Annotated in this window: 19 protein-coding genes and 1 riboswitch; of the genes, 9 read left to right on the plus strand and 10 right to left on the minus strand. The window is 74.0% G+C overall.

Annotation, left to right across the window (positions count from 1 at the left end; translation table 11 throughout):
- Positions 1-169: 169 nt before the first annotated feature.
- The 3 genes from SCATT_RS40220 to SCATT_RS00920 all read right to left on the minus strand — a co-directional run bounded on the left by SCATT_RS40220 (position 170) and on the right by SCATT_RS00920 (position 3,743).
- Positions 170-1,783: a CocE/NonD family hydrolase gene (locus tag SCATT_RS40220; RefSeq protein WP_265736837.1), complete on the minus strand. Its 1,614-nt coding sequence runs from the start codon at positions 1,781-1,783 to the stop codon at positions 170-172.
- A 56-nt stretch (positions 1,784-1,839) separates the two neighbouring features.
- Entirely contained in the window at positions 1,840-2,583 is a 744-nt protein-coding gene (locus tag SCATT_RS00915) for a tRNA-dependent cyclodipeptide synthase (protein ID WP_322972948.1), read from the minus strand.
- Positions 2,584-3,053: 470 nt separating this feature from the next.
- Positions 3,054-3,743 (minus strand): response regulator, encoded by a 690-nt coding sequence (locus tag SCATT_RS00920; protein ID WP_014140976.1) that lies wholly within the window; start codon positions 3,741-3,743, stop codon positions 3,054-3,056.
- Between the two features lie 279 nt (positions 3,744-4,022).
- Here SCATT_RS00920 and SCATT_RS00925 point away from each other — a divergent pair, with 279 nt between their 5' ends.
- Complete coding sequence (locus tag SCATT_RS00925; RefSeq protein ID WP_014140977.1) at positions 4,023-5,759, plus strand: sensor histidine kinase; 1,737 nt, start codon at positions 4,023-4,025, stop codon at positions 5,757-5,759.
- 1 nt (position 5,760) lies between these two features.
- On the opposite strand, the gene SCATT_RS00930 is transcribed toward SCATT_RS00925, so the two are convergent.
- Positions 5,761-6,417 carry a maleylpyruvate isomerase N-terminal domain-containing protein gene (locus SCATT_RS00930; protein ID WP_014140978.1) on the minus strand — a complete coding sequence of 219 codons (657 nt, stop codon included), beginning with the start codon at positions 6,415-6,417 and terminating at the stop codon, positions 5,761-5,763.
- A gap of 186 nt (positions 6,418-6,603) precedes the next feature.
- On the opposite strand from SCATT_RS00930, the gene SCATT_RS00935 reads away from it, so the two are divergent.
- Together SCATT_RS00935 and SCATT_RS00940 are read left to right on the plus strand one after the other, a co-directional pair.
- On the plus strand, positions 6,604-6,882 hold the full coding sequence (locus SCATT_RS00935) for a heavy-metal-associated domain-containing protein (RefSeq protein ID WP_014140979.1): 279 nt from the start codon (positions 6,604-6,606) through the stop codon (positions 6,880-6,882).
- A gap of 42 nt (positions 6,883-6,924) precedes the next feature.
- Complete coding sequence (locus tag SCATT_RS00940; protein WP_014140980.1) at positions 6,925-9,213, plus strand: heavy metal translocating P-type ATPase; 2,289 nt, start codon at positions 6,925-6,927, stop codon at positions 9,211-9,213.
- Positions 9,214-9,279: 66 nt separating this feature from the next.
- Here the strand turns inward: SCATT_RS00940 and SCATT_RS00945 are convergent, their stop codons facing one another.
- The gene (locus SCATT_RS00945; RefSeq protein ID WP_014140981.1) at positions 9,280-10,935 is read right to left on the minus strand and encodes an NRAMP family divalent metal transporter; all 1,656 of its coding nucleotides are present in this window, start codon (positions 10,933-10,935) and stop codon (positions 9,280-9,282) included.
- Positions 10,936-11,256: 321 nt separating this feature from the next.
- Positions 11,257-11,430: riboswitch (M-box (ykoK) riboswitch) on the minus strand.
- Positions 11,431-11,602: 172 nt separating this feature from the next.
- On the opposite strand from SCATT_RS00945, the gene SCATT_RS00950 reads away from it, so the two are divergent.
- Entirely contained in the window at positions 11,603-12,436 is an 834-nt protein-coding gene (locus tag SCATT_RS00950) for a polysaccharide deacetylase family protein (RefSeq protein WP_050990274.1), read from the plus strand.
- Here SCATT_RS00950 and SCATT_RS00955 read toward each other — a convergent pair.
- The 5 genes from SCATT_RS00955 to SCATT_RS00975 form a co-directional block, all read right to left on the minus strand.
- Complete coding sequence (locus tag SCATT_RS00955) at positions 12,378-13,406, minus strand: DUF2891 domain-containing protein (RefSeq protein WP_014140983.1); 1,029 nt, start codon at positions 13,404-13,406, stop codon at positions 12,378-12,380. The genes SCATT_RS00950 and SCATT_RS00955 overlap by 59 nt on opposite strands.
- Positions 13,403-14,047: a pyroglutamyl-peptidase I gene (gene pcp, locus SCATT_RS00960; RefSeq protein WP_014140984.1), complete on the minus strand. Its 645-nt coding sequence runs from the start codon at positions 14,045-14,047 to the stop codon at positions 13,403-13,405. Before pcp ends, SCATT_RS00955 begins: the two co-directional genes overlap by 4 nt.
- Before the next feature lie 11 nt (positions 14,048-14,058).
- On the minus strand, positions 14,059-15,027 hold the full coding sequence (locus SCATT_RS00965) for a DUF979 domain-containing protein (RefSeq protein ID WP_014140985.1): 969 nt from the start codon (positions 15,025-15,027) through the stop codon (positions 14,059-14,061).
- Positions 15,024-15,749: a DUF969 domain-containing protein gene (locus tag SCATT_RS00970; RefSeq protein ID WP_014140986.1), complete on the minus strand. Its 726-nt coding sequence runs from the start codon at positions 15,747-15,749 to the stop codon at positions 15,024-15,026. The genes SCATT_RS00965 and SCATT_RS00970 overlap by 4 nt, the downstream gene beginning before the upstream one ends.
- Positions 15,750-15,955: 206 nt before the next feature.
- The gene (locus SCATT_RS00975) at positions 15,956-16,672 is read right to left on the minus strand and encodes a GntR family transcriptional regulator (RefSeq protein ID WP_014140987.1); all 717 of its coding nucleotides are present in this window, start codon (positions 16,670-16,672) and stop codon (positions 15,956-15,958) included.
- Between the two features lie 156 nt (positions 16,673-16,828).
- On the opposite strand from SCATT_RS00975, the gene SCATT_RS00980 reads away from it, so the two are divergent.
- The 5 genes from SCATT_RS00980 (at position 16,829) to SCATT_RS38855 (ending at position 21,992) form a co-directional block, all read left to right on the plus strand.
- A complete protein-coding gene (locus tag SCATT_RS00980) occupies positions 16,829-17,677 on the plus strand; it encodes a LamB/YcsF family protein (protein WP_014140988.1) in 849 nt (282 codons plus the stop codon).
- Positions 17,674-18,300 carry a 5-oxoprolinase subunit PxpB gene (gene pxpB, locus SCATT_RS00985; protein WP_014140989.1) on the plus strand — a complete coding sequence of 209 codons (627 nt, stop codon included), beginning with the start codon at positions 17,674-17,676 and terminating at the stop codon, positions 18,298-18,300. Before SCATT_RS00980 ends, pxpB begins: the two co-directional genes overlap by 4 nt.
- Positions 18,297-19,160: a 5-oxoprolinase subunit C family protein gene (locus tag SCATT_RS00990; protein ID WP_014140990.1), complete on the plus strand. Its 864-nt coding sequence runs from the start codon at positions 18,297-18,299 to the stop codon at positions 19,158-19,160. The genes pxpB and SCATT_RS00990 overlap by 4 nt, the downstream gene beginning before the upstream one ends.
- Positions 19,161-19,562: 402 nt before the next feature.
- A complete protein-coding gene (locus tag SCATT_RS00995; RefSeq protein ID WP_014627260.1) occupies positions 19,563-21,764 on the plus strand; it encodes a SpoIIE family protein phosphatase in 2,202 nt (733 codons plus the stop codon).
- Between the two features lie 57 nt (positions 21,765-21,821).
- Positions 21,822-21,992, plus strand: coding sequence for a hypothetical protein (locus SCATT_RS38855; RefSeq protein WP_014140992.1), 171 nt, complete (start codon positions 21,822-21,824; stop codon positions 21,990-21,992).
- Positions 21,993-22,039 lie beyond the last annotated feature (47 nt).

Below are 22,039 nucleotides of genomic sequence, written 5' to 3' on the forward strand. Positions count from 1 at the left end.
CGACACCGACGGCGGCTGCCGCCCAGCGTGGTCGCGGCCACCGGCGCCGTTCCGTCGTGCCCCGTGGAAGACCTCCGCGTAATCTCATCGTCCGCACGCGGCGCGATGCTAACAGGTCGGCGGCTCACCGCAGTTGGGAACGGAGGCGTTGTCGCGACATGACGGGACGTCACCTCAACGGCACGTCGAGTTCCGACGGCGAGCCGGGCCGGGAGGTGAAGGTCACCGTGCTGCCGAGGGGTGAGGCGCTGGCGTAGAGGGGGTCCTGGGTGTCGATGACGACGGCCAGCCGGTGGCCGGCGGGGAGGTCGTAGGCCGTGGCGTACAGGGCGAGGTCGAGGGGGAAGGGGTGGCCCGGGGGACGGTGGGACCAGGTTCGGGGGGCGTGGGTGACGAGGGCGCCGAGGCCGAGGGGGTTGACGTCGTAGAGGTAGGCGATCGCCGTGCCGTCCGGGGCGGAGGAGGTGACCGTGGTGTGCAGGCGGGGTATGCCGCGGATGTGCTGGGTGGTGGCGTAGACGGGTGACTGCCACACCGCGGCGGCGGTGGCCGGCAGCAGGGGGATCTCGGCGAGCGGTGGTACGCCGGTGACCTGGTCGAGCAGGCCGGAGACCTCGATGGTGCCGGCGTCGGCTCCGGAGTCGAGGCCGCCGGTGACGGTCCGCGGTTCGGCCAGCGGGAGGCGCCGGGTGCGCGTGCTGATGTCACGCCAGTGCGCGTACTGCTCCTGGCGGCCGGAACGCAGCACGGTGAGCCGGACCGGGAGGCCGGTGTCGTCGGGGGCGCCCTTGAGGTGGTGGTCGAACCATCCCAGCGCGGTGGACCAGGCGGGGCCGGGCAGGCCGAACAGGCTCCCCGCCTCCTGGGTGGCGTGGTCGCCGGGGCGCATCACGAGGCGTTTGGGGACGGTCAGCCGCTGGTAGAAGGCGGTGATCTGGCTGGAGTTGAAGATGCTGTCGCCCCAGGCGTTCTGCAGCAGGACGGCGGTGCCGTGGGCGTTGATGCGGTCCGCGTAGGTCGACGGCGACCTGGTGCGGGCCCAGGCGCGCAGGCCCGGTATGTCGCGGTCGGCGAAGAGGTCGGAGACGGCGTTCCGCAGCGGCGGGCCGGGGCGGCCGGCGGGGAGCCGGATCGCGGTGAGGCCGGCCGCCGCCTGGAGGTGGCGGGTGTCGGCGCCGTCGAGCGAGTCGGTGAGGTCGCCCCAGCCGCTCATCGCGGCGACCGCCTTGAGCCGTGGTTCGAACGCGGCGCCCATCAGCGTGAGACCGGCGCCGAGGGAGAGCCCCATCATGCCGAGCCGCCCAGGGTCGGCCGGGGTGTGGGCGAGGGTCCAGTCGGTGACCGTGGAGATGTCGGCCACGTCCTTGGCTCCGGCGACGTCGACCTCGCCGCCGGAGAGCCAGAAGCCGCGCACCGTGTAGGTGACGGCGACGTAGCCCTCGGCGGCGAGGCGGCGGCCCTCCATGACGTATTCCAGGTCCGGCTGGCCCCAGGCGGCGGGCTGGACGACCGCCGGATAGCGGCCCCGTGCGTCCGCCCCGGGGGTACCGGGGCGGGGGTGAACACGTCGGCCTTGAGGACGATTCCGTCCTTCGCCGTGATGTCGGCCGTACGGAAGACGGGAGCGGCGGCCCGCGCGGCGGGTGCGGTGACGGTGACGGTCGCCGCGGCCAGGGCCAGCGCGGCGGCGCCCGCCGTACGGCGGGGCAGGCTCGCGCGGCGTGGGGTTCGGGTCATGACCGGCAGCGTAGGAGGGGCGGCGTCCGGCGCGGCAGGTGATCACCAGCCAAAGTTACCGACGGGTAGAAACCGGCCAGGCGCCGCCGCACGTACCGGTCCTCACGGCTCGGCGGGCAGTTGCTCCGGTACCGGGCGGATGACGGCGTACCCCTGGCGCGGCGAAGCGGCCAGCGCGCACCGGCCGGAGAAGACGACATCGGCCAGCGGAATCCGGCGGTGGTAGAAGCACAGGGAGGAGCCCACCTCGAAGATGTCGGCCGAGGCGACGAAGAACGGCAGTTCCTCGACGAGGTAGCGGACGCCCTGGTCGATCTGGGCCGGCCCGGGTTCCTGGTCGGGGCGCCGGGCGAGCAGCGCCTCCCGGCTCATGGCGCGGCAGGTGCGTCGCAGACCGGCGTCCACCCGCAACGCCGCCTCGCACTGCGCGAGAACACGCTGGTAGACGGGGTGACCGGCGAGGTCGGACATCATGTGGTGTCCGTCGGCGGGGCGCCGACCGCCCGCATCGTGCCAGGCCCGCAGCACCCGGTTACGCAACACGTTGGTCTCGCCGCGCACTTTCACCGAGGCCCGCTGCGGGGTGTATCCCAGGGCTTCGTAGGTGTGCGTCAGCGCGGTGTCGGGGATCACCACGTCGATGCGGCGGAACCCCTCGGTCAGCCAGACCAGCAGCTCGGTCAGCAGCGACGTCCGGAAATAGCTGTTACCGGGGCTCACCCCGAGGACGACGTGGTCCCTGTTGTGAACCACCACGCGGCAGGTTTCCGTCAACGGTTCCACGGAGAAGGACGTTCGATGCAGCACGCCTGGACCTACCTCTCCTCGTGCCCGCCCGCCGAACACGGCGGGCTGCCAAGGTGATGGCATGCGGATACCTCGAGGCGTTATGTCCCTCTCAGCGTATCCGGTGGTCGCCCGCCACGCCGACACGAACGCGACGCCGGGCATCCGCGCGGGGTGTCGAACGGGGCCGTTCGGCCCGCGGCGGACGCCGAACGGCCCTGGCCGCCACGCCGGGCGCGTCCCGGTGTGGACAAGGCAGCGATACGGCGGGTGGACGGTGGTGAGCGGCGTCCCGCCGCGGGTGAGGGGGCGCGGCGGGCGGGCCGGGGTTCCTGGGTGGAGTGGCTGACCACCACGGCCGGGGCTCCAGGTCCTGTCCGACGAGCAGTTCAACCAGGCGTTCACCACGCATGGTTCGGTGATGCTGCTGCTCCTGGCGATGCCCCCGCAAGGCGCCGCCGACTTCGGCTGGTTCGCCTACGCCCCGCTCTCCGGCGCTCGTTCGCGGGTCGGGCGGGTCCGGCCGGGGGTCAGGGGCGGGTGGGCGGAGGTGCGGGGTGGGTGCGGGTGGCGATGACGGCGGCCTGGACGCGGCGTTCGACGCCGAGTTTGGCCAGCAGGCGGGAGATGTGGTTCTTGACGGTCTTCTCGGCGAGGTAGAGGCGTCTGCCGATGTCGCGGTTGGTCAGCCCCTCGCCGATGAGCAGCAGGATCTCGCGTTCGCGTGCGGTCAGGTCCGCGAGGGCGTCCGGCTGCCTGGGGGTGTTGTCACCGCGCAGCCGGGCCATCAGGCGGGTGGTGGCGTCGGGGTCGAGCGTCGAGCGGCCGGAGGCGACCGTGCGCACCGCGCGAACCAGGTCGGTGCCGCTGATCTGCTTGAGCACGTATCCGCCCGCGCCGGCCATGACCGCGTCCAGCAACGCCTCCTCGTCGTCGAAGGAGGTCAGGATCAAGCAGGCCAACCCCGGTACTCGCGAGCGCAGTTCGCGGCAGACGGTCACCCCGTCACCGTCGGGCAGGCGCACGTCCAGCACCGCGACGTCGGGGCGCAGCGCCGGCACCCTGGCCAGTGCCTGCTCGGCGGTGCCGGCCTCCCCGACCACGGCCAGACCCGGTTCGCACTCCAGCAGGTCGCGCACCCCGCGCCGTACCACCTCGTGGTCGTCGAGCAGGAAGACCCGTACCGGTCCCCGTTCGCCCGAAGCCGTGGCGTCCGTCATGGCTCCCTCCCCTGATCGTCGGCGGCCCGCCGCCATCACACCACATCACCGCGAACCGCCACGCCGCCGCACACCGGACGGATCCGCGCATGGGCCCAACGTCCCCTGGGACCAGGGACGTTCGGCCCTTGCCCGCGATGGGCGACGCGCTCCTGCGGACGCGGCCGACCGGTCACCCGGTCTGTTCCGCGCCCCCTCCCCCGGCCGCCCGGAGCCTCCCCGCGCTCGGGCATACTTCCCGGCGGAGACCGATCGGTGAGGCGCGGGAGGGGCGGCGGCATGGCCGGCGACGACACGCTCGGCGCGGAGCGGAGGCGGCCCGCGGCGCCCCAACTACGGCTGGACGTCCTCCTCGACGCCTTGCAGCAGCACGTGGAACGGGTACGGGGCACCCGCGACCAGGTGCAGGCACTGCTGGACTCGGTGCTGGCCATCGGTTCCGACCTGGATCTGGAGACGGTGCTGCGGCAGATCGTGCAGTCCGCCGTCGACCTGGTCGACGCCCGGTACGGGGCGCTGGGCGTGCTGGGCGAGGAGGGCCGGATCCGCCGGTTCATCACCGTGGGCATGGACGAGGGGACCATCGCCGCGATCGGCCCGTACCCGCGCGGTGAGGGCATCCTGGGGCTGCTGATCCGCGACCCGCGACCGCTGCGCCTGCCCGATCTCACCCGGCATCCCGACTCCGTCGGCTTCCCCCCGGGCCATCCGCCGATGCGCGGCTTCCTCGGCGTTCCGGTCCGGGTACGCGACCAGGTCTTCGGCAACCTGTACCTGACCGACAAACGCGGTACCGAGGGGTTCGACGCGGACGACGAGGCGGTGCTGCGCACCCTGGCCGCCGCGGCGAGCGTGGCCATCGACAACGCCCGGCTGTACGAGGACGCCCGGCGCCGTCAGCGGTGGCTGGCGGCCGGCGCCGAGCTGACCCGCTCACTGCTCTCCGGCACCGAGGTGCACCAAGGGCTGGGCACACTGACGCAGACGGTGCGCGAGATGGCCGGCGCCGACCTGGCCACCCTGGCCGTTCCCGTCGAGGGCACCGGTGACCTGGTGGTCGAGGCGGCGGCGGGCGAGCAGGCGGAGCGGGTACGCGGACTGGCGCTGCCCGCCGCGACGTTGGCCGCCGAGGTGTACCGCACGGGAGAGCCGGTCAGCAGTGACACGGTGTCGGCCGATCCGCGCTCCCGGGCGGGCGGCAGCGCCTCGCGCATCGAGCTGGGCCCGGCGTTCTTCGTTCCGCTGGGCAGCGGGGACGACATCCGCGGGGTGCTGCACATCGCCAGGGTGGCCAGCGGTCAGCCGTTCGGCGACGCGGTGCTGGAGATGATCACCGGGTTCGCCGGGCAGGCGGCCCTGGCGCTGAAACCGGCCGAACACCGGCGTGCCGCCGAGCGGTTGATGGTCCTCGACGACCGCGACCGGATCGCCCGCGACCTGCACGACCTGGCGATCCAGCGCCTCTTCGCGTCCGGGCTGAGCCTCCAGGCGGTCCACGGCCGGCTCGCCGACCGCCCCGAGGCGGCGGAGCGGGTGCGGCGGGTGGTGGACGACCTCGACGACACCATCAAGGTCATCCGCTCGACCATCTACTCCCTGCACGAACACCGGCACGGTGACGGCACCGGGCCGCGCGCACGGCTGCTCGCCGAGGTGGACGCCGCCGCCGGGACGCTGGGGTTCACCCCGTCGCTGCGGATGACGGGGCTGCTGGACACCCTGGTGCCGGACGCCCTGGCCGGGCATCTGACAGCGGTGGCGCGCGAGGCGCTGGCCAACGCGGCGCGGCATTCCGGCGCCACCACGGTGGAGGTGTCCGCCGCGGTGGCGGACGGGCGGCTGACCTTGGTGGTGTCCGACGACGGCCGCGGCATCGACCCGTCCGCCACCCGCCGCAGCGGTCTGGCCAACCTCCGTTCCCGCGCGGAGGATTGCGGCGGCACCTTCCGGGTCGGCCCCGGACGGTCCCGGGGGACGCGGCTGGAGTGGAGCGTGCCGCTGCCCGCCGACGGCTGAGCTACCGGCGGGGCGTGCCGTCCCAGCGCCAGGTGGTGAGGCGGGGGCGGCCGGGGAGTTCGCCCCGGCCGGTGGCCCACAGCAGGGTGGGCCAGGGGTCGGTGGTGCGGGGCGCGTCCGGGAAGAGGCGGGCGAGCACCCGGGCGCACACACCGGCGGGCGGGTTCCAGCCGAGCCCGAGCCCTTGGGCCAGGTCGTAGGTGTGGACCAGGGTCTCCACGATCCCCATCGCGGCGAAGCCCTCGGGGTCGGAGACGCCGAAGACGTGGTAGGCACGCACCCGCGGCGGCCTCGTCCGCACCATGGCGGCCAGCAGCGCGCCGCTCGCCTCCAGCACCCGCAGCAGTCCGGCGGGGCCGGCCGCCCGGTCCGCGTGCACGGCGTTCGCCGGGCCCCCGGGCCGCCGACTCTCCCAGACGAAGGGCACCTCGCCGTCCAACGGCGGCTCCTGCGGGCCGAGTTGGGCGGCGTAGGCGAAGAGGTCGTCGGCGAGGTGCTCGACCGTCTCCCAGCAGTCCCACTCCAGCGAACCCGCCTCGCGGTCCCACGCCTCCGGCGGCGCCTCACGCAGCGCCGCCACCGCGAGGCGCACGACGAGGTCGAGGTCGTCCGCGGTGACGGGGGCCGGGGCGGCGTCGGGCTCAGCTGATCTGGACATGGCATGACCGTATCGCAGCGGCAAGAGGCTGTTTCCTGCCGTCCCGCCGTCGAGGGCTGCGCCGGGCGGGACGGCGCTCCCGCCCACGCCGGACCGGGAATCACTTGCGTGCATTACCCCCCGGGGGTATAAAAGTGAGCACCGGATACCCCCTGCGGGTATAGTGACCACGAGATGGAGAAGACGATGTCCTGCTGCACGCCCGACGGAAGCTGCCACTCCGCCCCGGCCACCGTCCCGGCCCCCGCCGGAGCGTGGACCGTGAGCTACGCGGTGTCCGGCATGACCTGCGAGCACTGCCGTGCCGCGGTGACCCGGGAGGTCTCGGCGGTGCCGGGGGTCCGTGACGTGGCGGTGGACCTGGTGGCCGGTACGGTCACCGTCACCGCCGCCGACGGGCCCGACGACGCGCGGGTGCGTGCCGCCGTCGAGGAAGCCGGTTACGAGCTGACCGGCCGTGTGTGAGACCGACGGGTCCGACCCAGTCCACAGCCAAGGGAGCAGTCGATGAGTACCGCGGCACCGAGCCTGTCCGAGGTGGAACTCGCCATCGGGGGCATGACCTGCGCGTCGTGCGCGGCCCGGATCGAGAAGAAGCTGAACCGGATGGAGGGCGTGGCGGCGACCGTCAACTACGCCACCGAGAAGGCACGGGTGTCCTTCCCGCCGGAGGTGGCGGTCGACGAGCTGATCGCCACCGTGGAGCGCACCGGCTACACCGCCGCGCTGCCCGCCCCGGCGCCCACCGCGCCCGTTCCCGGGGCGGACGGCGAGCGGCCGGACGAGCCGGGCGCGGGTGAGGAGGAGCGGCGGCTGACTTCACTGCGGCAGCGGCTGGTCACCTCGACGGTGCTGGCGGTACCGGTGATCGTGCTGGCCATGGTCCCGGCGTTGCAGTTCACCTACTGGCAGTGGCTGTCGCTGACGCTGGCGGCCCCCGTGGTCGGCTACGGGGCGTGGCCGTTCCACCGCGCGGCGGCGAAGAACGTCCGGCACGGCGCGGCGACCATGGACACGCTGGTGTCGGTGGGGACGCTGGCGGCGTTCGCCTGGTCGCTGTACGCGTTGTTCTTCGGGACGGCGGGGATGCCGGGGATGCGGCACCCGTTCGAGCTGACCATCTCCCGCACCGACGGCGCCGGCAGCATCTACCTGGAGGTCGCCGCCGGGGTGACGGTGTTCATCCTGGCCGGGCGGTACTTCGAGGCCCGTTCCAAGCGCCGGGCCTCGGCGGCGCTGCGCGCGCTGCTGCATCTGGGCGCCAAGGACGTCACCGTGCTGCGCGACGGCCGCGAACTGCGCCTGCCGGTGGAGCAGTTGGCGGTCGGGGACGTCTTCGTGGTGCGGCCGGGTGAGAAGATCGCCACCGACGGGACGGTCGAGGAAGGCTCCTCCAGCGTGGACGCCTCGATGCTCACCGGTGAGTCCGTCCCCGTCGAGGCCGGGCCGGGCGACGCGGTCACCGGGGCCACCGTCAACCTGCACGGCAGGCTGCTGGTGCGGGCGACCCGGGTCGGCGCCGACACCCAGCTGGCCCGGATGGCCCGGCTGGTCGAGGACGCCCAGAGCGGCAAGGCCGCCGCGCAGCGCCTGGCCGACCGCATCTCCGCGGTCTTCGTCCCGGTCGTCATCGCGCTGTCGCTGGGCACCCTCGTCTTCTGGCTGGTCTCGGGGGCCGACACCACGGCCGCGTTCACCGCGGCGGTCGCCGTGCTGATCATCGCCTGCCCGTGCGCCCTGGGCCTGGCCACCCCCACCGCGCTGCTCGTCGGCACCGGACGCGGCGCGCAGCTCGGCATCCTCATCAAGGGCCCCGAGGTGCTGGAGACCACCCGCCGCGTCGACACCGTCGTGCTGGACAAGACCGGCACCGTCACCACCGGGCGGATGGCGCTGCTGGCCGTCCACACCACCGACGACACCACCGAGGCCGAGGTCCTGCGGCTGGCCGGGGCCCTGGAGAACGCCTCGGAACACCCCATCGCCCAGGCCGTCGCCCAGGGCGCCGCCGACCGCGTCGGCACCCTGCCGGCCCCGCAGGACTTCACCAACGTCCCCGGCCTCGGCGTCCAGGGCGTCGTCGACGGCCACGCCGTCCTCGTCGGCCGCGAACGCCTCCTGCTCGACTGGTCGCTGCCGCTCCCCGGCCACCTCAAGCGGGCCAGGGCCGACGCCGAGGCGGCCGGACGCACCGCCGTCACCGTCGCCTGGGACGGCAAGGCCCGCGCCGTCCTGGAGGTCGCCGACGCGATCAAGCCCACCAGCGCCGAGGCCGTCACCCGGCTGCGGGCGCTGGGGCTGACCCCGATCCTGCTCACCGGTGACAACCGCACGGTCGCCGAAGCCGTCGCCCGCCAGGCCGGCATCGCGCCCGAACACGTCATCGCCGAGGTCCTCCCCGAGGACAAGGTGGCCGTCGTGCGCCGCCTGCAGGGCGAGGGGCGCAGCGTGGCCATGGTCGGCGACGGGGTCAACGACGCCGCCGCGCTGGCCCAGGCCGATCTGGGGCTGGCCATGGGCACCGGCACCGACGCCGCCATCGAGGCCGGCGACCTCACCCTCGTCCGCGGTGACCTGCGAGTGGCGGCCGACGCCATCCGCCTCGCCCGCCGCACGCTCGGCACCATCCGGACCAACCTCTTCTGGGCCTTCGGCTACAACGTCGCCGCGCTCCCGCTGGCCGCCGCCGGACTCCTCAACCCGATGATCGCCGGTGCCGCGATGGCCCTGTCCTCCCTGTTCGTCGTCGGCAACAGCCTGCGCCTGCGCCGCTTCCGGCCCACCACCGACGCCTGACCACGGAACGGCGAGGGGCCACCCCGGATGCCGTCCGGGGTGGCCCCTCGCCGTGTCCGGGCCGTCTCACCGCCCCAGGGCGACCTCGACGATCCTGACGATCACCAGGACCATCGCTATGAGCAGGTAGGTCCGCAGGGCACCCATGCCGATCTTGCGGGCGGTGGACATGACCGGCTTGGGCAGCGTCTCCAGCGGCGGCATCCGCCAGCCTTCCCGGCCGGTGCGGTCGACCGGACGGGACGCCAGCGTCCAGCCGCGCCGACGGCGCCGGGCCTCCGCGTAGCCGATGGCGACCACGCCGGCGATTCCGCAGGCGGCCATGATGTCGAGGATGGTGTTCGCGGAGATGTCGGGGAAGAGGACGGCGGCGGTGAGGATGACCGACAAGGTGACCAGGACGCCGACGACCGCGGAGGTGAAGGCGTTGGTCTTCGGGCCGTTGGCCCACGGGCCCAGGACCGCTTTGTCGTTGCAGAGCAGGAGCAGGAAGACCGAGGCGGACGGCAGCAGGACGCCGGCGAGGGTCTGGACGCCTTCGGTGAGCAGGCCGAGCGGGGAGCCGGGGATCAGCACGATCGTGGCGGCGGCGGCCACGAGTGCGGCGTAGACGGTGTAGAAGCCCTTGGCGCCGCCGACACCGCGGTGCAAGGAGTGCTTCAGGCCCAGGACGTCTCCGATGGCGTAGGCGGTGGACAGGGAGACGGCGAAGGCGCCGATGATGGAGGCGTCCAGCAGTGCGATGGCGAAGAGGACTCCGGCCAGTTTGCCGGCGTGGGCGGCCAGTCCGTGGGCGATGCCGGCGGCGTCGGTGAAGTGGCCCTGGCCGCCGGTGCCGGCGAAGGTGGCGGCGGTGAAGCCCATCATGGCCGCGGCGCCGATCACCACCACGGCGATGCCGATCCACAGGTCGGCCTTCTCGTACTTCATGAAGCGCGGTGTGATGCGCTTGTCGATGACGTAGGACTGCTGGAAGAACAGCTGCCAGGGTGCCACCGTGGTGCCCACGATGCCGATGATCAGCAGCATCACCGTGGCCAGCTGGCCGGAGCCGCCCGGCATGCCGGGGACCACGAAGTCGTGGACCATCGTGGAGGTGGCCGGGTGGGCCATGAAGTAGATCGGCACCAGCAGCAGCGAGGCCGCGCACAGTGCGATGGCCACCCGCTCGAAACGCTGGAAGGAGCCGGTGAAGGCCGAGGCGATGATGATGGCGGCGGCCAGGACCACCGCGGCCACCTTGGGCAGCCCGAGGTATCCGGCGGCCAGGGTGATCCCGATGAACTCGGTCACCAGGGTCAGGGCGTTGAGCAGGAACAGGTCGATGACGCTGAAGGCGCCCCAGAACTTCCCGAAGCGTTCCAGGATCAGCCGGGCGTGGCCGACGCCGGTGACCGCGCCGAGGCGCAGGACCATCTCCTGGTTGACGTAGAGCACGGGGATCAGCAGCAGCAGTGTCCACAGCAGGTGGGTGCCGTAGTTCTGGCCGGCCTGGCCGTAGGTGGCGAACGCGCCGGCGTCGTTGTCGCCGACCATCACGATCAGTCCGGGGCCGACGATCGCCAGCAGCGTCTTGAGTTTCGCGGTCAGGCCGGTGCGCGGTGCGGTGTCGTCGAGGCGGATGGTGCCCAGTGCTCCGCGGATGTCGCCGACGTGCGCGTCGTCGAGTACCGCCGTGGCGCGGGGGGTTTCCACCGGGGTGGCCGTGGTGGTGTGGGTCATGGCGTACCTCCCGTACCCCCGGGAGGGGGCGGACAGGGGGCACGCAGCAGCCATCCCCCCTGCGCGGAGGCGCAGGACGGCGGCCCGCGGCGGCACAAGGGCCGTGCGGGTGCGCACACAGGGGTCGCGGGGCCGGCGAGGGGCCGCGCAGGGAGGATGGTTACCGCGTGCCGGAAGAATGCGAGGACAAGCGGGGATGGGGCCGATGATGGCCCGGACTGCTACTGCAATCCATGTCTGTCGCCTCCTTCCGGCCGGGACGCGACCGTGCGCGTCGTCATCGACTCGGCAAGGAGCGGCCGGTCCCGCATCAACGCGGCCGGCTCACCCCAACTCGTCAGAGCTTTGGCACTCCACGGCGTGATCCCCGTACCGGGGAAGCCACTTGGGGTCACCCCTTAGGCCGGGGAGACCTGTCCTGACCCTGGGCGTCTCTCGACGTCGTGGGGTCAGTGGCCTGTGTCCGTGCAGACGCCTCACCGAACGAGGTGCCTCTTCAAACCTCCACGAGTGTAGCCCGACACTTGCGCGTCGACGCAACTCCTTGGCGGACTCTTGACACATCGGGAACGAAGCCGTGGGGCGCACCGCCGATCGGCGGACGCCACCCCGGTCACCCGGCGCGCGCCCGGCGCCCGGATCCGGACCGCGGATACGTTGGCTCCCCATGGAACCCCTCCGTGTGCCGGGGCCGGGGCGACGCGCCCGCCGGCTGCCCGTGCTCCTCGCGCTCCTGGCCCTGACGGTGACGCCGGCCCCGGTACGGGCGACGGCCGTCCCGGACGACTGTCGGCGGCCGGTGGCCCAACCGGCGGCGCCTACGGGGATGTCGGGCGCGGTCAACCGCAGGATCGCCACCTCCGAGCGCGTGGTGGCGCTGACGTTCAACGCGGCGTGGGACGACAGCGGGGTGCCCGAGGTGCTCGGGGTGCTGCGGCGGCACAAGGCACCGGCCACGTTCTTCATGACCGGACGGTTCGCCGAACGCCACCCGGCGGCGGCACGGGCGATCGCCGCCGAGCACGGCGTAGCCAGCCATTCGTACCGTCACCCCGATTTCGCCGGGCTGACCCGTCAGGAGGCGTGCCGGGAGGTGCGGCGGGCGGACCGGGCGATCCGCCGGGCGACCGGTGCGGTGCCGCTGCCGTTCTTCCGCTTCCCGTACAGCTCCGTGCCGCCCGAACGGCTCGCGGACGTCAACGCGTTGGGCTTCGCGGACGTGGAGTACTCCGCCGACACCAACGGCTACCTCGGGGAGCGCGGCGGGATGACGGTCGCCAAGGCGGTCTCGCGGGCCCTCGACGCGCTCGGCCCGGGGGAGATCGTCCAGATGCACGTCGGGGCAGGCGACGGCGGCCCGGGGCTGGACGCGCCCGCGTTGCCGCTGATCATCGACACGGTACGGGCCCGTGGCTACCGCGTCGTCGACCTGCGGGCGCTGCTCAAACCGCCGCTTCCAGGGCGAGGACCGCGAACGTGGCCAGCCAGTGGTCGCCGGTGAAGTCACCGGTGGCGGTGTGCGGCAGGGCGGCGGACAGGTGGGCGGTGGCCGCGTCGGCGAGGACGGCGGTGCGGGGGTCACCGGGCGGGAGCGCGGCGGCGAGGGAGCGCAGCGCGGCGGCCCGGCTGAGGGAGAGGCCGACCAGATGGCCGATCTGCGGGTCGGCGGGGTCGGTGACGGTGGGCGGGGTGAGCAGGGACGACGGGGTGCCGGGGGCGAGCGCGGGCAGGAAGCGGGACAGCCAGCGCGCGAGGTCGCCGGAGGGCAGCACCCGGCGCACCGTGTCGGCCTCGGTGAGCGCGGGCGACAGGAAGTCCTGGCCGGAGGGTTCCCAGTGCGCGGGGGCGTCGTGGTCGTCGGCGAACCAGCGCAGGACGGTGTCGGTCACGGTGGCGGCCAGCCGTGGGCGGTCGAGCACCGGGGCGCTGTCGAGGACCAGGCCGAGGGCGAAGGCGCTGTTGGTGTGGGTGCCGTGCCGGACCGGGTAGGCGGCCTTGGCCAGCCAGCCGCACAGCAGTTCCGCGACGGTGTCGGCGGCCGGTTCCAGCGCGTCGGCCCAGCGTTCCCCGGCCGGGCCGAGCCGTCGGCACTCGGCGGTGAGCGCCAGCAGCCAGGCCCAGCCGTAGGGGCGCTCGAACGACGGGTTGGCGCGCAGGTACGCGGCTTCGGTGGCGAGCCGGTCGGCGGTGAGGTGCCGGTCGAGCACGGCGGTGGCCGGTGCGGTCTCGACGTGGTCGTGGTAGCGGCGTAGCAGCCGGACCAGCAGCCAGTGCATGTGCACCGAGGAGTGCCAGTCGTAGGAGCCGCAGAAGGCGGGGTGGTGGTGGCTCGGCGGGAGCAGGTCGTCGGGGCCGGTGAGCAGGTGGGCCGGGGCGTAGGGGTAGGGGCGGGTGACGTTGGCGGCGGCGAGCCGGGCGAAGTCGGCCGCGCGGCGGGCGAGTTCAGCGGATCGCGGCTGGTCCGGGGTCAATGGGTGGCTCCTTCCGCGACGCGCAGGTCGGTGCGGGTGTGGACGGCGGCCGGCAGCAGGGCGCGCAGCGCCCGCGCCACCGTCGGCACCGGCATCGACGGCTCCGCGCGGTCGACGACCTGCTCGGGCGCGTAGGGGACGTGGACGAACCCGCCGCGCAGCGTGGGCCGTTCGGTGGCGATCAGATGGGCCAGCCCGTAGAAGACGTGGTTGCACAGGTACGTACCGGCGGTCTGGGAGACGGCGGCCGGGATGCCTTCGGCACGTATCGCGGCGACGCACGCCTTGACCGGGAGCGGGGCGAAGTAGGCGGCGGGGCCGCCGGGGACGACCGGTTCGTCGATCGGCCGGCCTCCGGCGTTGTCGGGTATGCGCGCGTCGTCGATGTTGACCGCGACGCGTTCGACGGTGACCGCGCTGCGACCGCCCGCCTGGCCGACGCAGATCACCAGGTCGGGGTCGGTACGGGCGACGGCGGCGCGCAACTCGTCCAGGGCGGTGCCGAAGACGCAGGGCAGCCGCACGGCGGTGGTCTCCAGCCCGGCCGGCGGGTCGGCGGCGACCGCGGAGACGGCCTGCCAGGAGGGGTTGACGCTCTCGCCGCCGAAGGGTTCGAAGCCGGTGAGAAGGACGCGGGTCATGGGGTCCCCTTCTAGAAGGCGAAGAGCGCGATGATGGCGATGTTGCACACCAGCAGCGCCCCGGCGGTGGGAATCTGGGCCTTGATCGGCCCGTACTGGTCCTTCAGCTCCAGCAGGGCGGCGGGCACCAGGTTGAAGTTGGCCGCCATGGGGGTGACCAGGGTGCCGCAGAAGCCGGCCAGCATGCCGACGGCGAGGACGACGGGGACGTTGCCGTGCATCTGCTGGATGAGGACGGGCCAGCCGATGGCGGCGGTCATCACCGGGAAGGCGGCGAAGGCGTTGCCCATGACGATGGTGAAGACGGCCATGCCGACGCAGTAGACGACGACCGCGACGAACCGCTGGCCGTGCGGGAGGACCCCCTCGGTGATCTTGCCGACCTGGGTGCCGACGCCGGCCACCTGGAAGATCGAGCCGAGGACCGCGAGGAGCTGCGGCAGCAGCAGCGCCCACCCCATGGACTCCAGCAGTCCGCGTCCGGCGTGCAGGGGGACGGCGGGGTTGCGTTCGCGTACCACCACCATGCCGACGACGAGGGCGGCCACCGCGCCGAAGCCGAGGCCGAGGATGGTCTCGCTGCCCGGTTCCAGCAGGTGGCTGCCGCCGATGCTCCAGTGCTTGACCAGCGAGGCGCACAGCACGGCGACGACCGGGATGGTCAGCGCCGGGACGAAGAGCCGGTTGCCGAGCCGGGCCGCGGAGGCGGTGCGCTGCTCGGGGGTGGTGGTACGGGGGGTGCCGCGCCCGGTGAGTCCGAACCCGGCCAGGCAGATCATGACCAGGACGGCGGCGCCGAGCGGTTCGGCCGGGGCGGACTTCTTCACCACCCAGGTGCCGTAGCAGAACGACAGGCCGAGCAGCCCCCAGAAGCCGGCGGAGCCGAAGCGCTTGGGGTTGGTGCGGTCGAAGGCCATCTGGACGGCCATGGCGACGAAGACGGCTCCGACGAGCCAGTAGAACCACTCGACCTTGATCACTTGGCCTCCTCCGGGGTGGTGCGGCGGGCCGCGGTGGTCTGCGTCGCGGAGGCGGCGGCCAGCTGGCGTTCGAGGGTGCGGTCGAGCCGCAGCAGCCGGGCGCCGTGGATGAGGAAGGCGCACACGGCGGTCGGCGCGGCCCACAACGCGAGCTGCATCGGCTCCAGATGCGTGTGGTAGGTGGTGTTGACGAACCCGGTGATGAGCAGGATGGAGCCGACCGCGAGGAAGCAGTCCTCGCCGAAGAAGACCCCGACGGTGTCGGCGCTGGAGCTGTAGGAGCGGATGCGTTCGACGATCCGTTCCGGCAGCGGTCCGTGGCGTCGTTCGGCGGCGGCCTCGGCCATCGGCGCCACCATGGGGCGGACGCTCTGCGCGGGGCCGCCGATGTTGGTCAGGCCGACGGCGGCGGTCAGCTGGCGCAGCAGCAGGTACAGGGCGAGGAACCGGCCGGTGGTCAGCTTGCCGAGCCGGCCGATCAGGGTGCGGGCCTGCTCCTGGAGGCCGCCGCGTTCCAGCAGGCCGATGACGGGGAGGGTGATCACGAAGATGGTCACCGACCGGCTGGAGGCGAAGCCGTCGCCGAAGGCGGCGAGCACCGCGCGCGGCGACAGGCCGCCGAGCAGCGCGGTGACCACACCGGCCACGCCGACCACCAGGAGGGGATGGCGTTTGGCGGCGAACCCGAGGATCACCACCAGGACGCCGAGCAGAACGATCATGGGTCCGCCTTCCGTGCGCAGGACCCCACGGACGTGAGGAGATCAGGACCTCACCGACGTGAGGGGATGCGGGGAGGCTAGATGCTTGTTCAACAATTCCACAAGAGGTTGAACCGGCCTGCTGTGTTTCCGCACCCCTTGTCGCCCCGCCGCGCCGTTCGGTGACCGGCGCCCGCACCTGCCGGCGGCGTGACCGCCGGAACGCCTCAGACGCTCCCCACGCGCTGCGCGTAGGCGCCCGCCAACTGCGCCAGCGAATCCTCCAGATACGCCGCGAGCAGCCGTTCCGCCTCGGCCGGGTCGCCCGCCTCCAGCGCCTCCAGGATGTGCCGGTTGCGGACCAGGTAGGGCTCGTGGAAGCGGCGCGGGTCGTCCATCACGTGGAAGACCAGGCGCAGCTCGGCGAGGACGGCGCGCATCAGCTCGTCGGTGCGCGGGCTGCCGGCCAGCGCGGCCAGCGCCTGGTGGAACCGGATGTTCGCGGTCGACAGCTCCTGCCAGGCCCGTTCGCGCGCGGCCCGCTCCCCCGCGGTGACGGCGGCCTCCACCGCGTCGAGCCGGTACGGCGGGGCGCCCAGGCCGCGTACGGCGGCGCATTCGACCAGTTGCCGCACGCGGTAGATGTCGGCGAGGTCCTCGACGGTCACCACGCGGACGAAGACGCCGCGGTTGAGCCGGTGGACCAGCAGCCGCTCCCGGGTGAGCAGGCGGAACGCCTCCCGCAGGGTGTTGCGGGAGACCCCGAGGGTGCCCCCGATGGCCTCCTCGGAGAGGCGGACGCCGGGCGGCAGGTCGCCCTCGGCGATCCGGTCGCGCAGGATGTCCGCCACCCGCTCCGCGGTGCTGGTGCGGCCCAGCAGCCCCCGGTCCGCCCCGAGTGCGGTCAGGTCGATGCCGTCCCGGACGACCCCGTGTACCACCATGCGCGCTCGTCTCCCCTTCTCCGGCCGTCACGGCCCGCTCGAAGTCAATCCCAGATCGCGGAAAGAGACAACGCTCCCCTTGTCGGATCGTTGAACAATCGCCTACCGTGAGGCGCCACCCGGCCCGCATCTCAACGGAAACGGAGACGGACGGACATGACCGACACGGACCACCGGCCCGCGGCCGACCCTGCGACCGGCACCGTCGCCGCCGAGGACACCACCGCCCCGGACACCACCGTCTCCGCGCCCGTCGTCGACCTCAACGCCGACCTCGGCGAGGGGTTCGGCCGCTGGCGGCTCACCGACGACGAGGCCCTGCTGTCCGTGGTGACCAGCGCCAACGTCGCCTGCGGCTACCACGGCGGCGACCCGGCGACGATGCGCCGGGTCTGCGAGGGGGCCGCCGCGCACGGGGTGGCCATCGGCGCCCAGGTCTCCTACCGGGACCTGGCCGGCTTCGGCCGCCGCACGATGGACGTCCCCCCCGACGAACTGGCCGCCGAAGTCGCCTACCAGATCGGCGCGTTGCAGGTCTTCGCCCGCGCCGCCGGAAGCGCCGTGCGGTACGTCAAACCGCACGGCGCGCTGTACAACCGCTGCGTCCACGACGACGAGCAGGCCAGGGCGGTGGTCGAGGGGGTACGCCTGGCCGGCCCCGGACTGCCGGTGCTCGGGCTGCCCGGGTCACGGCTGCACGCTGCGGCGCGGGAGGCCGGACTCCCGGTCGTCGCCGAGGCGTTCGCCGACCGCGCGTACACCGCCGCCGGAACCCTGGTGCCGCGCCGCGAACCCGGTGCCGTGGTGCACGACCCGGACCTCGTGGTGGCCCGCGCCCTCGGGCTCGCCCGGGACCGCCGGGTGGTCTCCGCCGACGGCACGCCGGTGGAGGTGGCGGCGCGCTCGCTGTGTCTGCACGGCGACACCCCGGGCGCCGCCGCCCTGGCCCGCCGGGTCCGCGCCGCGCTGGAGGCCGCGGGGGTGCGGCTGGGGGCGTTCGCATGACGCTGCGGTGCCTGCCGGTCGGCGAGGACGCCCTGCTCGTCGAGGCCGGCAGCGGCGAGGAGACCGAAGCGCTCCACGCCGAACTGCTGCGCCGCGCCGCCGCGGGGACGCTCCCCGAGATACGCGACATCGTGCCGGCCGCCCGCACCGTGCTCCTTTCCGGACTGGCCGAACCACGCGCGCTGGCCGGCGAGTTGACCACCTGGACGATCCCGCCGCCGGACCGGGGGGCGAGCGCGCTGGTGGAGATCCCGGTGCGCTACGACGGCCCCGATCTGGAGGAGGTGGCCCGGATGTGGGGGTGCTCCCGGCAGGAGGCGGTACGGATCCACTCCGGCACCGAGTTCCGGGTGGCCTTCTGCGGCTTCGCGCCGGGCTTCGCCTACCTCACCGGGCTCCCGGAGCGCTACCACCCGCCACGCCGGGCGACCCCGCGCACCAGTGTGCCCGCCGGATCGGTCGCGCTGGCCGGACCGTACACCGGCGTCTACCCCCGTTCCTCGCCCGGCGGCTGGCAGTTGCTGGGCCGTACGGACGCGGTGCTGTGGGACGCCGGGCGCGACCCGGCGGCGTTGCTGGCGCCGGGCAGCCGGGTGCGGTTCGTCCCCGAGGAGGCGCGGTGAGCGGGCCGGCGTGCACCGTGGTCCGCGCCGGGCTGCTCACCACGGTGCAGGATCTGGGGCGGCCCGGCCACGCCCACCTCGGGGTGCCGCACTCCGGCGCCCTCGACCGGCCCGCGCACCGGCTCGCCAACCGCCTCGTCGGCAACCTGGAGGACGCCGCGACGCTGGAGACGACGCTCACCGGCTGCGCGCTGCGGGTGCACCGCGCCGCCGTGGTGGCGGTCACCGGCGCGCCCTGCCCGGTCACCGTCGACGGCCGCCCGGCCCCCTGGGGCGCCGCGGTACGGGTGCCGGCCGGCGCCGTGCTGGAGGTCGGCCGGGCCACGGCCGGCGTCCGCAGCCATGTCGCCTTCGGCGGCGGGATCGACGTCGTCCCCGTGCTCGGCAGCCGCTCCACCGACGTGCTCTCCGGACTGGGCCCGGCCCCGCTGCGCGACGGTGACGTGCTGCCGCTCGGCGCCTGTCACGCCGCTCCGCCGCCGGTGGACTGCGTTCCGCAGCCCGGTCCGGCTCCGGAACTGGTGCTCCCGGTGCTGCTCGGTCCACGCCACGACTGGTTCGCCGCCGCCGCGCTGCGCACCCTGGCGGCGGGCGGATACCGCGTCTCGGCGGCGAGCAACCGCATCGGCCTGCGCACCGAGGGACCGGCGCTGGAACGCTCCCGGGACGGCGAACTGCCCAGCGAGGGCATGGTGTTGGGGGCCATCCAAGTACCCCCCGACGGCCGCCCGGTACTCTTCCTCGCCGACCACCCCACCACCGGCGGCTACCCCGTGATTGGCGTCGTCCCCCGCCGCCACCTCCCCGCCGCCGCCCAGGCGGCCCCGGGCACCCCGGTCCGCTTCACACCGGCCGGCTGACCCGACCGCCGCGCCGCGCGATCGTCCGGCGGAGGCGTCCGGCCGGCCCGCGGGCTCCGCGACGCCCGCTTCGTCGCCACACCCGGAGAGCGGCGGGACGACCCGGTGGCGCGGCTGCGCGGATGCCCGGGGAACGCGGGGCCCTCGGTGGAACGCCGTGCGGCGGGCCGGCCTCACGGTGACCGGACGGACACGGCGCGTCGGGGGCCGGGCGGACCGGGAGATCCGCCGGGGGGACATCCGGTGCTGGTGCGGCGTAACGTCGGTAGGGCGCCGTGGCGGTGCGCGTGGTCGGCCGTGTGCCGGGCGGACGGGACCGCCGCGGGGGCGTCCGGCGTCCGGGGACCACCGCCCGGTGGCCGCCGGATCCGGGGCCCGGCGGCGCGCGTCCCGCCCGGTCGCGTGCCTGTCGTCGCGGACGGTGAGGTGGTCACGGTGCCCGACCCGCACATCCGAGATCCGGCGCCCGGCCTGGCCGGGACGCTCTTCGGCGCCCCGGCTCCCGCCGCGGCGCCGCTCGACGCCCTCGCCGACGCGCTGCGCGACGGCACCGGGGAACTGTCCGCGCACGTCTCCGCGCTCTACGTGCTGCCGGCCGGCGGCACCGTGCTGGAACTGCTGATGATCAACGGGCTGCCGCCGGAGTTCGTCAGCGGCTGGGAACACATCAGTCTGCCGACCCCGCTGCCGGTGGCCGACGCGGCACGCGAGGGCCGGCTGATCTGGGTGGGCGACGAGCAGGAGATGGCCCGGCGCTACCCCCGGGTCGCGGTGGCGCTGCCGTACGACTTCCGGCTGGCCGCCACGCCCCTGACCGCCGACGGCGTCACCCACGGTTCGATGTTCGTGGCCTGGCCGGCCCGCCACCCCCGGCTCCTGGCCGAGCGGGAACGGGAGCGGCTGGAGGCGCTCGCCGGTGAGCTGGCCGGTCTGCTGGCCCGTACCCGGCCACCGGTACGCGCCGGCGAACCGCTGGTGGTGCTGCCCGAGACCGGTCCCCCGGGTTCCGAGGTGGCGCTGCTGGAGTTGCTGGAGCGGCTGCCGGACGGCAAGTGCGCCCTCGATCTGCGCGGCCGGGTGGTGTACGCCACGCCGTGCGCCGCCAAGCTGCTGGACGTTCCGGCCGAGCAGTTGCTGGGCCGCCGTCCCTGGCGGGTGCTGCCGTGGCTGCGGGACCCGGCGTACGAGGACCGCTACCGGGCCGCCCTGGTCAGCCGGGAGCCCACGTCGTTCGTGGCGTTCCGGCCGCCGGATCAGTGGCTGGCGTTCCAGCTCTACCCGGGCCCCACCGGGCTGACGGTACGCATCACCGCGGCCGAGGCGGCCCAGGGCGATCTGCCGGGACCGGCCCCCGCCCCTCCCCCGGCGGAGCCGGCCGCCGGCATGCCCACCCGGGCCGGCGCGCTGTACCACATCCTGCATCTGGCCACCGCGCTCACCGAGGCGGTCGGGGTGCAGGACGTGGTGCGGCTGGTCGCCGACCAGATAGCGCCGGCCTTCGGCGGCCAGGCGGTGGCGCTGCTGGTGGCCGAGGGCGGGCGGCTGCGCAACATCGGTCACCGGGGCTATCCGCCGGGCGTGGTGGAACGGATCGACGGCACGCCGCTGACCCGGCAGACCCCCGGGGTGCAGGCGCTGACCTCCGGGGTGCCGGCGTTCTTCGAGTCGCGGGAGGAGCTGGAGCGGGTCTACCCGGTCCGCCCCGAGGTGCAGGACACCATGGCGGCGTGGGCGTATCTGCCGCTGGTCGCCTCCGGACGGCTGGTGGGCACCTGCGTGCTGGCGTTCGCCCGGCCGCACCGGTTCACCGTGGACGAGCGCGCGGTGCTCACCTCGGTGGGCGGGCTGATCGCGCAGGCGCTGGACCGGGCCCGGGTCTACGACGCCAAGCTGGAGCTGGCGCACGGGCTCCAGGAGTCGCTGCTGCCGCACGCCCTGCCGCTGCTGCCCGGGCTGGAGACCGCCGCGCGTTATCTGCCCGGCACCGAAGGGATGGACATCGGCGGTGACTTCTACGACGTCATCCGGGTCGATCGGCATCACGCCGGTGCCGTCATCGGTGACGTGCAGGGGCACAACGTGCGCGCCGCCGCTCTGATGGGGCAGATACGCACCTCGGTGCACGCCTTCGCCAAGGCCGGGGCGCCGCCGGACATGGTGCTGGCCCGCACCAACCAGCTCATGGCCTATCTGGACACCGGGCTGCTGGCGAGTTGCGCCTACCTCCGGCTCGATCTGAACCGGCGGCGGGCCGCGCTGGCGGTGGCGGGCCATCCCCGGCCGCTGGTGCGCGACCCGCGGGGCCAGGTACGGCTGCTGGACGCCCCCGGCGGGCTGCTGCTGGGCGTGGTGGCGGACACCGGCTACCCGGTGACCCGGCTGCCGCTGCCGGCCGGGACCACGGTGGCGCTGTACACCGACGGCCTGGTCGAGGGGCCCGGGGTCGACCTGGACGAGTCGGTGGCGGCCCTCGCCGACCAGCTCGCCCGGCACGGCGCCGGTCCGCTGGAGACCGTGGCCGACGCCCTGGTCGCCCACGCCGAGCGGGCCAAGCACCGTACCGACGACACCGCGCTGCTGTTGCTGCGTTCGGTGCCCCGGTGAAGGCTTCGATGCGGATATGACGGGTAATCGTCAGGCGCACCACCTGGAGGAAAAGCGATGAGCGACACCACCCCTTCCCAGGCCGAGGGCGAACGGGACGACGAGTGGACCGGGGCCGACCCCCGCTCCCGCTCCGCCCGGCTCGACGACCCGGGGCCGCCGCGTACCACCCCGTCCCAGGCCGAGGGTGAGCGTGACGACGAGGACGAAGGCTTGACCGGACGCTGACCGCCGGTCACCGCCGCACCACGTCAACCCCGCCGCCCCGGCCGGCC

The organism is Streptantibioticus cattleyicolor NRRL 8057 = DSM 46488 (assembly GCF_000240165.1).
GTDB lineage: Bacteria > Actinomycetota > Actinomycetes > Streptomycetales > Streptomycetaceae > Streptantibioticus > Streptantibioticus cattleyicolor.